Origin of the sequence: Kluyvera georgiana ATCC 51603 (assembly GCF_001654985.1) — a bacterium.
Classification (GTDB): Bacteria; Pseudomonadota; Gammaproteobacteria; order Enterobacterales; family Enterobacteriaceae; genus Kluyvera; species Kluyvera georgiana.
The window spans coordinates 25,184-39,373 of record NZ_LXEU01000068.1; the positions used below are offsets into that span (position 1 = coordinate 25,184).

Annotated in this window: 13 protein-coding genes and 1 pseudogene; 9 read left to right on the plus strand and 5 right to left on the minus strand. The window is 55.0% G+C overall.

The window, feature by feature from the left end:
* Positions 1-9 precede the first annotated feature (9 nt).
* Entirely contained in the window at positions 10-1,440 is a 1,431-nt protein-coding gene (locus M989_RS17140; RefSeq protein ID WP_064547253.1) for an alanine/glycine:cation symporter family protein, read from the minus strand.
* Between the two features lie 253 nt (positions 1,441-1,693).
* On the opposite strand from M989_RS17140, the gene tal reads away from it, so the two are divergent.
* From tal to M989_RS17155, 3 genes are all read left to right on the plus strand, one after another.
* Positions 1,694-2,647 (plus strand): transaldolase, encoded by a 954-nt coding sequence (tal, locus tag M989_RS17145; protein ID WP_064547256.1) that lies wholly within the window; start codon positions 1,694-1,696, stop codon positions 2,645-2,647.
* 110 nt (positions 2,648-2,757) lie between these two features.
* On the plus strand, positions 2,758-3,345 hold the full coding sequence (mog, locus tag M989_RS17150) for a molybdopterin adenylyltransferase (RefSeq protein WP_064547257.1): 588 nt from the start codon (positions 2,758-2,760) through the stop codon (positions 3,343-3,345).
* Positions 3,346-3,470: 125 nt separating this feature from the next.
* A complete protein-coding gene (locus tag M989_RS17155; RefSeq protein WP_064547259.1) occupies positions 3,471-4,766 on the plus strand; it encodes an MFS transporter in 1,296 nt (431 codons plus the stop codon).
* A 65-nt stretch (positions 4,767-4,831) separates the two neighbouring features.
* Here the strand turns inward: M989_RS17155 and satP are convergent, their stop codons facing one another.
* From satP to M989_RS17170, 3 genes are all read right to left on the minus strand, one after another.
* The gene (gene satP, locus M989_RS17160; protein ID WP_064547261.1) at positions 4,832-5,398 is read right to left on the minus strand and encodes an acetate uptake transporter; all 567 of its coding nucleotides are present in this window, start codon (positions 5,396-5,398) and stop codon (positions 4,832-4,834) included.
* 127 nt (positions 5,399-5,525) lie between these two features.
* Entirely contained in the window at positions 5,526-6,251 is a 726-nt protein-coding gene (msyB, locus tag M989_RS17165) for an acidic protein MsyB (RefSeq protein WP_064547262.1), read from the minus strand.
* Positions 6,252-6,283: 32 nt separating this feature from the next.
* A complete protein-coding gene (locus tag M989_RS17170; RefSeq protein WP_064547265.1) occupies positions 6,284-6,688 on the minus strand; it encodes a DUF2541 family protein in 405 nt (134 codons plus the stop codon).
* 357 nt (positions 6,689-7,045) lie between these two features.
* Here M989_RS17170 and dnaK point away from each other — a divergent pair, with 357 nt between their 5' ends.
* The 4 genes from dnaK (at position 7,046) to nhaR (ending at position 12,503) form a co-directional block, all read left to right on the plus strand.
* Positions 7,046-8,968, plus strand: coding sequence for a molecular chaperone DnaK (dnaK, locus tag M989_RS17175; RefSeq protein WP_064547267.1), 1,923 nt, complete (start codon positions 7,046-7,048; stop codon positions 8,966-8,968).
* An 87-nt stretch (positions 8,969-9,055) separates the two neighbouring features.
* Positions 9,056-10,195 carry a molecular chaperone DnaJ gene (gene dnaJ / locus M989_RS17180; protein ID WP_064547269.1) on the plus strand — a complete coding sequence of 380 codons (1,140 nt, stop codon included), beginning with the start codon at positions 9,056-9,058 and terminating at the stop codon, positions 10,193-10,195.
* Between the two features lie 211 nt (positions 10,196-10,406).
* Complete coding sequence (gene nhaA, locus M989_RS17185) at positions 10,407-11,576, plus strand: Na+/H+ antiporter NhaA (protein WP_064547270.1); 1,170 nt, start codon at positions 10,407-10,409, stop codon at positions 11,574-11,576.
* Positions 11,577-11,603: 27 nt separating this feature from the next.
* Entirely contained in the window at positions 11,604-12,503 is a 900-nt protein-coding gene (gene nhaR / locus M989_RS17190; protein WP_064547272.1) for a transcriptional activator NhaR, read from the plus strand.
* A gap of 128 nt (positions 12,504-12,631) precedes the next feature.
* Here the strand turns inward: nhaR and rpsT are convergent, their stop codons facing one another.
* Positions 12,632-12,895 carry a 30S ribosomal protein S20 gene (gene rpsT / locus M989_RS17195; RefSeq protein WP_003018940.1) on the minus strand — a complete coding sequence of 88 codons (264 nt, stop codon included), beginning with the start codon at positions 12,893-12,895 and terminating at the stop codon, positions 12,632-12,634.
* A gap of 123 nt (positions 12,896-13,018) precedes the next feature.
* Between rpsT and M989_RS26305 the strand changes: the two are divergent.
* Both M989_RS26305 and ribF read left to right on the plus strand, forming a co-directional pair.
* A pseudogene (locus tag M989_RS26305) lies at positions 13,019-13,198 on the plus strand (DUF2575 domain-containing protein).
* Between the two features lie 25 nt (positions 13,199-13,223).
* Positions 13,224-14,162 carry a bifunctional riboflavin kinase/FAD synthetase gene (gene ribF / locus M989_RS17200; RefSeq protein ID WP_064547274.1) on the plus strand — a complete coding sequence of 313 codons (939 nt, stop codon included), beginning with the start codon at positions 13,224-13,226 and terminating at the stop codon, positions 14,160-14,162.
* Positions 14,163-14,190 lie beyond the last annotated feature (28 nt).

Here is a 14,190-nt window from a genome sequence, read left to right on the forward strand (position 1 = left end):
CGATTGCTGCTATTGGCGCGGCGGTTGATCCCAACTTTCCGGCGCGAGCTGGTGGGCGATCTCCGGATAATAGTCGGGATCGAACACCGGCGTGACGCCAAGTTTACGCTGGCGTAGGTAATCTCGGGCGATGATTCTGACCACCGGTGACAGCAGCAAAATGGCCGACAAGTTGGTGATTGCCATCAGCGCCATAATCACGTCAGCCATCTGCCAGACGACAGGCAAGCTGAGCTGGCTGCCGATAACCACCATCAACAGAGTCCCAATACGCAGCAGCCAGATGGCCCAGGGTTTGTTGCAGCGTAGGAAGATCAGATTGTTTTCGGCGTAAACGTAGTTAGCGACGATCGACGTAAAAGCAAACATGATCATCACGATTGCCACAAAACTGGCGCCCCAACTGCCAACCAACACGCTCATTGCGTGCTGGATAAGCTGAATACCGTCATAGCCCGTGGTTTTGGTGCCGTGGCCCGACAACAGTACAACCATCGCGCTGGCGCTACAGATAACGATGGTATCAATCAGCACGCCAATCATTTGTACGATGCCCTGCGCCGCCGGGTGAGGAGGGAAGGAGGCCGCGGCGGCAGCGGCGTTAGGCGTGGACCCCATCCCCGCTTCGTTGGAGAACATGCTGCGCTGGAAGCCGCTGGTAATCGCCTGGCTGACGCTGTAGCCGACGGCACCTGCCGCCGCTTCTTGCAGGCCAAAGGCGCTGCGAATAATCATGTTGATGATCTCGGGCATTTCCCCGATATGCCACAGCGAGATCAGCAGGCAGGTGACGACCCACACCAGTCCCATCAGCGGCACCAGCCACTGGCTAAGCCGCGCCACGCCTTTCATGCCGCGCATCATGACCAGCAGGGCGAAGAAGGCCACCACGACGCCGGTGAAGTTGAGGGGAACGTCGAATGCATAGTTCAATGCGTGTGCCATGGAGTTGGCCTGCACGGTATTGAAGATGAGCCCGTAGGCGAGCAGCAGGAACAGGGAGAAGAGCACGCCCATCCAGCGCATGCCCAGTCCGCGCGTCATATACCAGGCGGGCCCGCTGCGGAACTGCCCGTTAGCGTCACGTTCTTTGTAGAGCTGTGCCAGCGAGCATTCGGCAAAGCTGCTCGCCATGCCGATAATCGCCGCAACCCACATCCAGAACACCGCGCCGGGGCCGCCGACGGTAATCGCCAGCGCCACGCCAGCCAGGTTACCGCTGCCGACGCGCGCGGCCAGGCTGATGCACAGCACCTGGAATGAGGTTAATCCGCCTTCGCCCGGCTTCAGGCTTGCTTTCAGACTTTTGCTAAACTGACGGATGTAGCGAAACTGGATGTAGCCGGTTCTCCATGTAAACCAGATACCACAGCCAAGGAGCAGGTAAATCATTACCGAGCCCCACAGTATTTCGCTGATAAAAGACAGGAAATCAGGCATTAAACGTCCTCTTGTCTATGCCAAAACGGACGGCTGAACCCGGGAAGCTATCGATGCTTCGCACGATTCGATTCAGCCAATGTAAGCGTTACCATATTCAGCGCGCAGAACGGCCACGTCTGAAAGTCCAATGATTGAGTTTATCATACTCTGCGCTCTCATGATGTCGGCGGTTGCGCTGAGAGAGCGGCGTGATATTATCGAGGCAGACCGGTTACACCCCCCTAACAGCTGTTTAAAGAGAAACACTATCATGACGGATAAATTGACATCTCTGCGTCAGTACACAACCGTAGTGGCTGACACCGGAGACATCGCAGCAATGAAGCTGTATCAGCCTCAGGATGCGACAACCAACCCTTCCCTGATTCTGGGCGCAGCACAGATTCCTGAGTACCGTAAACTGATTGACGATGCGGTAGCCTGGGCGCGTAGCCAGAGCAGCGACCGTGCGCAGCAGGTTATTGATGCTACTGACAAACTGGCCGTAAACATCGGTCTGGAAATCCTGAAGCTGGTCCCTGGCCGTATTTCTACCGAAGTTGACGCGCGTCTCTCCTATGACACCGAAGCGTCCATCGCCAAAGCCAAACGTCTGATCAAAATGTACAACGATGCTGGCATCAGCAACGATCGCATCCTGATCAAACTGGCTTCTACCTGGCAGGGCATCCGCGCGGCGGAGCAGCTGGAAAAAGACGGTATCAACTGTAACCTGACCCTGCTGTTCTCCTTCGCTCAGGCGCGTGCTTGTGCGGAAGCGGGCGTATACCTGATCTCCCCGTTTGTTGGTCGTATTCTGGATTGGTACAAAGCCAATACTGACAAGAAAGAATACGCGCCTGCGGAAGATCCGGGTGTGGTTTCTGTCAGCGAAATCTACCAGTACTACAAAGAACACGGCTATGAAACCGTGGTCATGGGCGCAAGCTTCCGTAATATCGGCGAAATCCTTGAGCTGGCCGGCTGCGATCGTCTGACCATCGCGCCTGCGCTGCTGAAAGAGCTGGCAGAAAGCGAAGGCCCGCTGGAGCGTAAACTGACCTTCACCGGTGAAGTGAAAGCGCGTCCGAGCCGTATCACCGAGTCTGAGTTCCTGTGGCAACACAACCAGGATCCGATGGCGGTCGACAAACTGGCGGAAGGTATCCGTAAGTTTGCGATTGACCAGGAAAAACTGGAAAAAATGATCGGCGACCTGCTGTAATCATTGATACGTGGCCGCTACGGCGGTCACGCTACCTCTTCTGAAACCTGTCTGTCCTTCTCTTCGCAGTGTATCATTCTGTTTAACGAGACTGTTTAAACGGAATAATCATGAACACTTTACGCATTGGCTTAGTTTCTATCTCTGACCGCGCCTCCAGCGGCGTTTACCAGGACAAAGGCCTGCCGGCGCTTGAAGAGTGGTTGGGCAGCGCGCTGGCGACGCCATTCGAAATCGAAACCCGCCTGATCCCCGATGAGCAAACCATCATTGAGCAAACCCTGTGCGAGCTGGTCGATGAGATGAGCTGCCACCTGGTGCTGACGACGGGCGGCACGGGCCCGGCGCGTCGTGATGTGACGCCGGATGCTACGCTGGCGATTGCCGACCGCGTGATGCCAGGCTTTGGCGAGCAGATGCGTCAGGTCAGCCTGCACTTTGTACCGACGGCGATTCTCTCTCGTCAGGTCGGCGTGATTCGCAAACAGGCGTTGATCCTCAACCTGCCGGGCCAGCCGAAGGCCATCCAGGAGACGCTGGAAGGGGTAAAGGACGCCGATGGCAAAGTGCTGGTGAATGGTATCTTCGCAAGTGTACCGTATTGTGTACAGTTGCTGGAGGGGCCCTATATCGAGACCCATCCGGAAGTCGTAGCAGCATTTCGCCCTAAGAGCGCACGTCGCGAGACTTTATCCTGAATGTAATGCTTTTCTGACATAACCTATCATTCCTCTGGCGTGCGATAAGGTTTACGGTATAGTAATTTTTGCTTTACACAAATCGTAAACTTATATCAACAGCTCGACTTTGCGAATGGTTTGTTATGTCACATTACACCCGACCTCTGAATCGACAAGATTATAAAACGCTGACGTTGGCTGCCCTGGGCGGCGCGCTGGAGTTTTATGATTTCATTATCTTCGTCTTCTTTGCCGCCGTGGTAGGGGAGCTTTTCTTCCCGGCAGACATCCCCGAATGGCTGCGTCAGGTGCAAACTTTCGGCATCTTTGCCGCTGGCTATCTGGCGCGCCCGCTGGGCGGGATCATTATGGCGCACTTCGGCGATCTGGTCGGGCGCAAAAAAATGTTTACCCTCAGCATCTTGCTGATGGCGGTACCGACCCTGGCGATTGGCCTGCTGCCGACTTACGCCAGCGCTGGGCTGGCAGCGCCGCTGCTGCTGTTGCTGATGCGTATTTTGCAGGGTGCTGCGATTGGCGGGGAAGTTCCGGGGGCGTGGGTGTTTGTTGCCGAGCATGTCCCGGCGCGGCGAATTGGTATCGCCTGCGGTACGCTAACGGCGGGTCTGACGGTCGGGATCTTGCTGGGTTCGGTGGTGGCGACGCTGATTAACACTCAGCTCTCTGCACAGGCAATTCATGACGGCGGCTGGCGTATTCCGTTCCTGCTCGGCGGGGCTTTTGGCCTGGTGGCGATGTACCTGCGTCGTTGGTTGCAGGAAACGCCTATCTTCCTGGAAATGCAGCAACGTAAAGCGCTGGCTCAGGAGCTGCCGCTTAAATCCGTTGTCCTCAAGCACAAGCAGGCGGTGGTGGTTTCAATGCTGCTGACCTGGCTACTGTCGGCGGGCATCGTGGTGGTTATCCTGATGTCACCGGTCTGGCTGCAAAAGCAGTACGGCTTTGCCCCTGCGTTGACCTTACAGGCCAACAGCGTGGCGACGGTGATGCTCTGCGTTGGCTGCCTGTTGGCGGGGTTGATTGTCGACCGCGTCGGGGCCAGTAAAACCTTTATTGTGGGCAGCATCCTGCTCGCCTGCTCTAGCTGGTTTTTCTACCATCTTGCCGGAACGCACCCTGAACAGCTGTTCTTGCTCTACGGACTGGTCGGTCTGTGCGTTGGCGTGGTGGGTGCCGTACCGTATGTCATGGTGCGCGCCTTCCCGGCGGAAGTCCGCTTTACCGGGATTTCCTTCTCATACAATGTTTCCTACGCCATTTTCGGCGGCCTGACGCCGATTGCCGTCACCATGCTGATGGGCGTGTCACCGATGGCGCCCGCCTGGTACGTACTGGCGCTGTCGTTGATTGGGCTAGGCTTGGGAATCTGGCTGCGTAAAGAACGACCCGCTGCTGTTGGTGCGTTACAACGTTCATAAGCGAGCGCAATCGCAGGCAAAAAAAAAGCGTCGGCCATGCCGACGCTTTTTTATAACCAGAGAGATCAGTGTTTTTCACCAATCGGCAGCACGGTACGGCCGAACTGCTCGTTGAGCACTTCACCCATTGCCAGGTAAATCGCGCTCGCGCCACAAACCAGGCCAACCCAACCTGCCACGTGAATAATCGCTTCGTTGCCGTTGATGTTGCCAATCGCCAGCAGCGCGAACAGCACGGTCAGGCTCAGGAACACGAACTGCAGCATGCGCGCGGCTTTCAGGGTACCGAAGAACATGAACAGCGTGAACACGCCCCACAGGCCGAGGTAAGCGCCGAGGAATTGTGCGTTAGGCGCATCGCTCATCCCCATCTTCGGCAGCAGCAGAATGGCGACCAGAGTCAGCCAGAAAGAGCCGTAAGAGGTGAAAGCGGTCAGACCGAAAGTATTCCCTTTCTTGTATTCCAGCAGGCCCGCGAAAATCTGCGCGATACCGCCGTAAAAAATACCCATAGCGAGAATAATGCCGTCAAAGGCGAAGAAACCGGCGTTATGCAGGTTAAGCAGAATGGTGGTCATGCCGAAGCCCATCAGGCCCAGCGGTGCCGGGTTAGCCAACTTAGTGTTGCCCATAATTCCTCAAATCATCATTGAATGGTGAAATAATCTCCCCACTGCTGGGGGCGCGGCATCATAATCAGGAGTAAACGGGCTGTCTATGATCTGATCGGGGGAAAATGAACTATTTTCCCCCTTTAGCTTATCCGGCTCGCTGTAATGCCGCGCGGGCAATCAGACGACGCAGGCAGGCAATGCGCAGCACGGCTGGGATGGTCACGCGATAGGCGCTACCGCTGACGGCCTTCACGCCGTTCACCGCTGCGCCGACCGGGCCGCCAAGACCGGCCCCGCGCATTAAACCGTGGCCGATAACGCTGACGGCGGCATGTTTATGCAAAATGTGGCCGAGCTGACTCTCCAGCAGGTGTTCAATGCCGTGATCCAGACGATGGTGATCGATAAGCTGCGGCAGTAAAGCTTCCACTTCCATGACTTTCAGCTGGATTGCTGCATGAAAGCGGGCTTTCTGTTCGTCGTTCATCCGCTTCCACGCATGGCGAACAAACTGTTCCAGCAGCTGTTTCTCAATGGCTGCGGTCGGCATCGTTTTGTCGGCTTTCAGCCCCAGACGTTTAGCAACGTCGCGCAGGATTTCACGGTACAGCTTGCCGTGGCCGCGGATCTGGTTGGCGATGCTATCGCCGCCAAAGTGCTGAAACTCGCCGGCGATCAGCTGCCAGTTGCGACGGTGCTGCTCCGGATGGCCCTCCATCGACATATACAGCTCATTGTGCAGCAGCGCGCTCGACAGGCGACGTTTGCCTTTTTCATTGTGGGTCATCAACAGAGCTAAGCGCGCCAGCTGCTCTTCGCTACAGTGCTGGAGGAAGAGCAAATCTTCATCATTCAGATAGGAGACTTTCATTTACGTTCGTGACTTATGTTAGCGGAGCAAGATTAATCGTCGCCGATGATTTTCAGCGATGCCATATCGGAAGAGTTGACGGTATGGCCTGAGAAACTGATTTTGGACACGCAGCGTTTGTTGTCATTGTCGCTGTTGATGTTGATCCAGTCCGTCGTCTGGCCTTCTTTGAGTGAAGACGGGACGTTGAGGCTTTGGCTGCTGCTGCGGGCGGCCTTAAAGTACACCGAAGCGCCGCTCAGCTGCGCGTCGCCGCGATCCACGCTGAGCTTGATGCGCTTCACAATTCGACATACCGGGAGCTTCAGGGTGAGATCGTTAGTTTCGTTGCGGGGCAGGGCGATAACGCCCAGCGTTTTGTGGTCGTTGGCGCAGGCGGAACTGGCCAGCAGCAGGCCAAACGCCAGACTGACTGAGACGTTTAAAAGGGTTTTCATCGTATTCCTTACCGGAGGGGCCATTTTAGTGAGCAAAATGCTACGGTAAATTTTATTCCTCGTTGGTTCGGTTTTCAGCGCTGAATTATGACAGCTTATGACAGCAATTAACTGAATAAATTGATGTTTTTATATTTATATCGTGAATGCGTTTAGCGAAACGTCGGAAATAAAACCGCACTGAATGAAAAATTTTTAATCCTGCCCCTTGATGGATGACGTTGTGACCCCATCTTGTAGTCAACCGCAGTGAGTGAGTCTGAAAAAAAACGATTCAGGGCAGTTGAAACCGCAGGTTTCGCCCTTATTACAGATTCACAACCACATGTTGACTGAATTTTTAGTGGAGACGTTTAGATGGGTAAAATTATTGGTATCGACCTGGGTACTACCAACTCTTGTGTAGCGATTATGGATGGCACTACCGCTCGCGTTCTGGAGAACGCCGAAGGCGACCGCACCACGCCTTCTATCATTGCTTATACCCAGGATGGTGAAACTCTGGTTGGTCAGCCGGCTAAACGTCAGGCAGTGACAAACCCGCAAAACACCCTGTTTGCGATTAAACGCCTGATTGGTCGCCGCTTCCAGGACGAAGAAGTTCAGCGTGACGTTTCTATCATGCCGTACAAAATTGTTGCCGCAGACAATGGCGACGCATGGCTTGATGTGAAAGGCACCAAAACTGCACCGCCGCAGATCTCTGCTGAAGTGCTGAAAAAAATGAAGAAAACGGCTGAAGATTACCTGGGTGAGCCGGTAACTGAAGCGGTTATCACCGTACCTGCATACTTTAACGATGCTCAGCGTCAGGCAACTAAAGACGCCGGCCGTATCGCAGGTCTGGAAGTCAAACGTATCATCAACGAACCAACCGCAGCTGCGCTGGCTTACGGTCTGGATAAAGAAGTCGGCAACCGTACTATCGCGGTTTACGACCTCGGTGGTGGTACTTTCGATATCTCTATTATCGAAATCGACGAAGTTGATGGCGAAAAAACCTTTGAAGTTCTGGCAACCAACGGTGATACCCACCTGGGTGGTGAAGACTTCGATACCCGCCTGATCAACTACCTCGTTGACGAGTTTAAGAAAGATCAGGGCATCGACCTGCGTAACGACCCGCTGGCGATGCAGCGCCTGAAAGAAGCCGCTGAGAAAGCGAAGATCGAGCTGTCTTCCGCTCAGCAGACCGACGTGAACCTGCCGTACATCACTGCAGATGCGACCGGTCCGAAACACATGAACATCAAAGTGACCCGTGCGAAACTGGAAAGCCTGGTAGAAGACCTGGTTAACCGTTCTATCGAGCCGCTGAAAGTTGCGCTGCAGGATGCTGGCCTGTCCGTATCCGATATCCAGGACGTTATCCTGGTCGGTGGTCAGACGCGTATGCCGATGGTGCAGAAGAAAGTTGCTGAGTTCTTCGGTAAAGAGCCGCGTAAAGACGTTAACCCGGACGAAGCTGTTGCTATCGGCGCGGCGGTTCAGGGCGGCGTGCTGACCGGTGAAGTAAAAGACGTGCTGCTGCTGGACGTTACCCCGCTGTCTCTGGGTATCGAAACCATGGGCGGTGTGATGACTGCGCTCATCAACAAAAACACCACCATCCCAACTAAGCACAGCCAGGTGTTCTCTACCGCGGAAGACAACCAGTCTGCGGTAACCATCCACGTGATTCAGGGTGAGCGTAAACGTGCATCCGATAACAAATCACTGGGTCAGTTCAACCTGGACGGTATCAGCCCGGCACCGCGCGGCATGCCGCAGATCGAAGTGACCTTCGATATCGATGCTGACGGTATCCTGCACGTTTCCGCGAAAGACAAAAACAGCGGTAAAGAGCAGAAGATCACCATCAAGGCATCTTCCGGTCTGAACGAGGAAGAAATTCAGAAGATGGTTCGCGATGCAGAAGCGAACGCAGAATCTGACCGTAAGTTCGAAGAGCTGGTTCAGACCCGTAACCAGGGCGACCATCTGCTGCACAGCACCCGTAAGCAGGTTGAAGAAGCAGGTGAACAGCTGCCGGCTGACGACAAAACCGCTATCGAGTCTGCGCTGACCGCGCTGGAAACGTCTCTGAAAGGCGAAGACAAAGCGGACATCGAAGCGAAAATGCAGGCGCTGGCGCAGGTTTCCCAGAAACTGATGGAAATCGCTCAGCAGCAGCATGCACAGCAGCAGGCTGGCGCAGCAGGCGCTGACGCTTCCGCGAACAATGCGAAAGACGACGACGTTGTTGACGCAGAGTTCGAAGAAGTGAAAGACAAAAAATAATCGCCCTGATGCAGGGTAATTAATCGGCACGGGCGAAGAGGTTTCCTCTCCGCCCGTGCTCGCATGTTAAGGGGCTGAACAATACCAATGGCAAAGCAAGACTATTACGAGATTTTGGGCGTCTCCAAAACAGCGGAAGAGCGCGAAATCAAAAAGGCGTACAAACGCCTGGCCATGAAATACCACCCGGACCGCAACCAGGGTGATAAAGAGGCCGAAGCCAAGTTTAAAGAGATCAAAGAAGCGTACGAGATCCTGACCGACGCGCAGAAGCGCGCGGCCTACGATCAGTACGGTCATGCAGCCTTTGAACAGGGCGGTATGGGCGGCGGCGGTGCCGGTGGTTTCGGCGGCGGCGCAGACTTCAGCGATATCTTTGGTGACGTATTCGGCGATATCTTCGGCGGTGGTCGCGGTCGCCAGCGCGCATCCCGTGGCGCAGACCTGCGCTACAACATGGATCTGACGCTGGAAGAAGCGGTTCGCGGTGTGACCAAAGAGATCCGCATCCCGACGCTGGAAGAGTGCGACATCTGCCACGGCAGCGGCGCGAAAGCGGGCTCACAGCCGCAGACCTGTCCAACCTGTCACGGCTCCGGCCAGGTGCAGATGCGTCAGGGCTTCTTCGCCGTACAGCAGACCTGTCCACACTGTCAGGGTCGCGGTACGCTGATTAAAGATCCGTGCAACAAATGCCACGGTCACGGTCGCGTTGAGAAGACCAAAACCCTGTCCGTTAAAATTCCGGCAGGTGTGGACACCGGCGATCGTATTCGCTTGAGCGGTGAAGGTGAAGCCGGTGAGCACGGCGCTCCGGCAGGCGATCTGTACGTTCAGGTGCAGGTGAAACAGCACGCTATCTTTGAGCGTGAAGGTAACAACCTGTACTGCGAAGTGCCGATCAACTTCTCCATGGCGGCGCTGGGCGGCGAGATTGAAGTGCCGACGCTCGACGGTCGCGTGAAGCTGAAAATTCCGGGTGAAACGCAAACCGGCAAACTGTTCCGCATGCGCGGCAAGGGCGTGAAGTCCGTTCGCGGCGGTGCGCAGGGCGACCTGCTGTGCCGCGTGGTGGTTGAAACCCCGGTCGGCCTGAACGAGAAGCAGAAACAGCTGTTGAAAGACCTGCAGGAAAGCTTCGGCGGCCCAACCGGTGAAAACAACAGCCCGCGTTCAAAAAGCTTCTTTGACGGCGTGAAAAAGTTCTTTGACGATTTAACCCGTTAATCTTTCGCCGTCAGGCGAGGGCTGAACCGACAAAACCCGGAGCATGCGCTCCGGGTTTTTTTATTGTCACCCCTAAAACCTCTCCAGGAGAGGTGATGATTGATTAATTCGGCTAAACTGAATTGTCATCCAGTTATAATCTGTTTTTTTCGAGCTTTTAAACGCGATATTATGGTTTTATCGATGTATAAGACGTATAGAGAGATTAAAAGTGAAACATCTTCAGCGCTTTTTTAGCAACGATGCCTCTGGGGGCATCATTCTGATTATTGCCGCCGTTCTGGCGATGCTGATGGCAAACCTCGGCGTGACTAGCGGCCTGTACCACGCGTTTCTTGAGACGCCGGTGCAACTGCGCGTTGGCGCATTAGAAATCAACAAAAACATGCTGCTGTGGATTAACGATGCCCTGATGGCGGTATTTTTCCTGTTGATTGGCCTCGAGGTTAAACGCGAGATGATGCAGGGATCGCTTGCGACGCGTCGTCAGGCGATTTTCCCGGTCGTGGCCGCGCTGGGGGGGATGGTTGTGCCCGCGCTGGTCTATCTGGCGTTTAACGCGCAGGATCCGGTAGCCAGCAGCGGCTGGGCGATTCCGGCGGCAACGGATATCGCCTTTGCGCTTGGCGTGCTGGCGCTGCTCGGTAGCCGCGTTCCGGCGTCCCTCAAGATCTTCCTGATGGCGTTGGCGATTATCGACGATCTGGGCGCTATTGTGATTATTGCGCTGTTCTACACCAGCGATTTATCGCTGCTGTCGCTTGCCGTCGCGGCCGTTGCTATTGCCGCACTGGCCATCCTGAATTTGAGCGGCGTACGGCGCACCGGTATTTATATTCTGGTCGGCGTCATTTTGTGGACCGCGGTGCTGAAGTCGGGTGTGCATGCCACGCTGGCGGGCGTGATCGTGGGCTTCTTTATTCCACTGCGTGAGCAAAATGGCAAGTCGCCGGCAAAGCAGCTTGAGCACGTGCTGCATCCGTGGGTGGCGTTTATGATCCTGCCGCTATTTGCCTTTGCCAATGCGGGCGTCTCGCTGCAAGGGGTGACGCTCGACGGGCTGACTTCGCTGCTGCCTCTGGGCATTATCGCCGGTCTGTTTATTGGCAAACCGCTGGGCATCAGCTTGTTCTGCTGGCTGGCGCTAAAGCTGAAGCTGGCAAAGCTGCCGGAAGGCGCCAGCTTTGCGCAGATTATGGCCGTCGGACTGCTGTGTGGGATTGGTTTTACGATGTCTATTTTTATCGCCAGCCTGGCCTTTGGCAGCGTCGATCCGTCGCTGATTAACTGGGCGAAGCTTGGCATTCTGATCGGCTCCGTCCTGTCTGCGGTGGTGGGATACAGCTTGCTACGTGCACGCTTAAAGCCGGTAGCGAAATGAGAATGAAAGGAAAGAGGAGCACAGGGCATGTCGCATATAAACTACAACCATCTTTACTACTTCTGGCATGTCTACAAGGAAGGTTCTGTCGTGGGCGCGGCGGAGGCGCTATACCTCACGCCGCAGACCATTACCGGCCAGATTAAGGCTCTGGAAGAGCGGCTTCAGGGCAAGCTGTTTAAGCGTAAGGGGCGCGGTATTGAGCCGACGGAACTCGGTGAGCTGGTATTTCGCTATGCCGACAAGATGTTCACGCTTAGCCAGGAGATGCTGGATATCGTGAACTATCGCAAGGAGTCGAACCTGTTGTTCGACGTGGGGGTGGCCGATGCGTTGTCGAAACGGTTGGTCAGCGGGGTACTGGATGCGGCGGTGGTGGAAAGTGAGCAAATTCATCTGCGCTGTTTTGAGTCGACGCATGAAATGTTGCTCGAGCAGCTCAGCCAGCACAAGCTGGATATGATTATCTCTGACTGCCCGATCGATTCTACGCAGCAGGAAGGACTGTTCTCGGTGAAAATCGGTGAGTGTAGCGTGAGCTTCTGGTGCACCAATCCGCCGCCGGAGAAACCCTTCCCGGCGTGTCTGGAAGAGCGACGCTTGCTGATTCCAGGGCGACGCTCCATGCTCGGACGCAAGCTGCTGAACTGGTTTAACGTGCAGGGGCTGAAGGTCGAGATACTCGGTGAGTTTGACGATGCGGCGCTGATGAAGGCCTTTGGCGCGGCGCATAACGCCATATTTGTCGCGCCGACGCTCTATTCTCACGATTTCTATGCTGACGACAGCATTGTGGAAATTGGCCGTATGGATAACGTGATGGAAGAGTATCACGCGATTTTTGCCGAACGCATGATTCAGCACCCATCGGTACAGCGTATCTGCCATAGCGACTATTCGGCGCTGTTTGCCGAACCGACGAAATAATCCTCGGACGTTGCCGGCCAGATAAGATCGGCCCGGAGGGGGCTTTTCCTTCTCCGGCCTGCAAAAAACAGACATAAAAAAACCCGCTTTACGCGGGTTTTTCTACAAAGCTGATAACAAGCGGGCGATTAAGCCAGTTTGTTGATCTGTGCAGTCAGATTTGCTTTATGACGTGCAGCTTTGTTTTTGTGGATCAGACCTTTAGCAGCCTGACGGTCCACGATCGGTTGCATTTCGTTAAATGCTTTCAGTGCAGTAGCTTTGTCGCCAGCTTCGATAGCTGCGTATACTTTCTTGATGAAAGTACGCATCATAGAGCGACGGCTAGCGTTGTGTTTGCGAGCCTTTTCAGACTGAACGGCGCGCTTCTTAGCTGATTTGATATTAGCCAAGGCCAACTCCCAAATGTGTTCTATATGGACAATTCAAAGGCCGAGGAATATGCCCGTTTAGCCTTCTTTTGTCAATGGATTTGTGCAAATAAGCGCCGTTAATTTGACAACGCTGCATTACGTATTGATGGCGCAGGATTCTACCAGCTTGTCGCCGATGAATACAGTCTTTCCGGCACAAAAATCACGCATCTCGACTATATTTTCTTGCCTTTTTAACGGATGCTGATGAAATCATTCCCTCTTTCCGTTACGAGGTGTAATCGCCGGTTAACCTTGACTGCTGTACAAGGTATACTCTGACGATTTTCACTCTTTTGAGCCAGACATGAAGCTGATACGCGGCATACATAATCTCAGTCAGGCCCCACATGGGTGCGTTCTGACCATTGGTAATTTCGACGGTGTGCATCGTGGGCATCAGGCGTTACTGCAAGGCTTACGTGCCGAGGGCAGAGCGCGCGGTTTGCCTGTGGTGGTGATGATTTTTGAACCGCAGCCGCTGGAGCTCTTCGCGGCTGACAAGGCCCCTGCGCGCTTGACGCGCCTGCGCGAAAAGCTGCGCTATCTGGCCGAGAGTGGAGTGGACTACGTCCTGTGCCTGCGCTTCGATCGCCGCTTTGCGGCGTTGACCGCGCAGGACTTTATCAGCGAGCTGCTGGTGAAGCGTCTGGGCGTGCAGTTCCTTGCCGTGGGTGATGATTTCCGCTTTGGCGCTGGTCGTCAGGGGGATTTCTTGTTATTACAGAAGGCGGGCGCGGACTTCGGTTTCGACATCACCAGCACGCAAACCTTCTGCCATGGCGGAGTGCGCATTAGCAGCACCGCGGTGCGCCAGGCGTTGGCCGACGATAATCTCGAGCAGGCGGAACGCCTACTGGGCCATCCGTTCATTATTTCCGGGCGCGTGGTGCACGGCGATGAACTGGGCCGCACAATCGGTTTCCCGACGGCGAATTTACCGCTGCGTCGTCAGGTTTCCCCTGTTAAAGGGGTTTATGCGGTGGAAGTGGCAGGGCTGGGCGACAAGCCGCTGCCGGGCGTGGCTAACATTGGCACGCGTCCAACGGTTGCGGGCATGCGCCAGCAGCTGGAGGTTCATTTGCTGGACGTTGCAATGGACCTGTACGGTCGCCATATAGATGTGATACTGCGTAAAAAGATACGCAACGAGCAGCGATTCGCGTCGCTTGATGAGCTTAAGGCTCAAATCGCACGCGATGTGCTAACGGCCCGGGAGCATTTTGGGCTATCAACACCGGCTTAATGCCTGAACACGTTTTAAATACGGAATC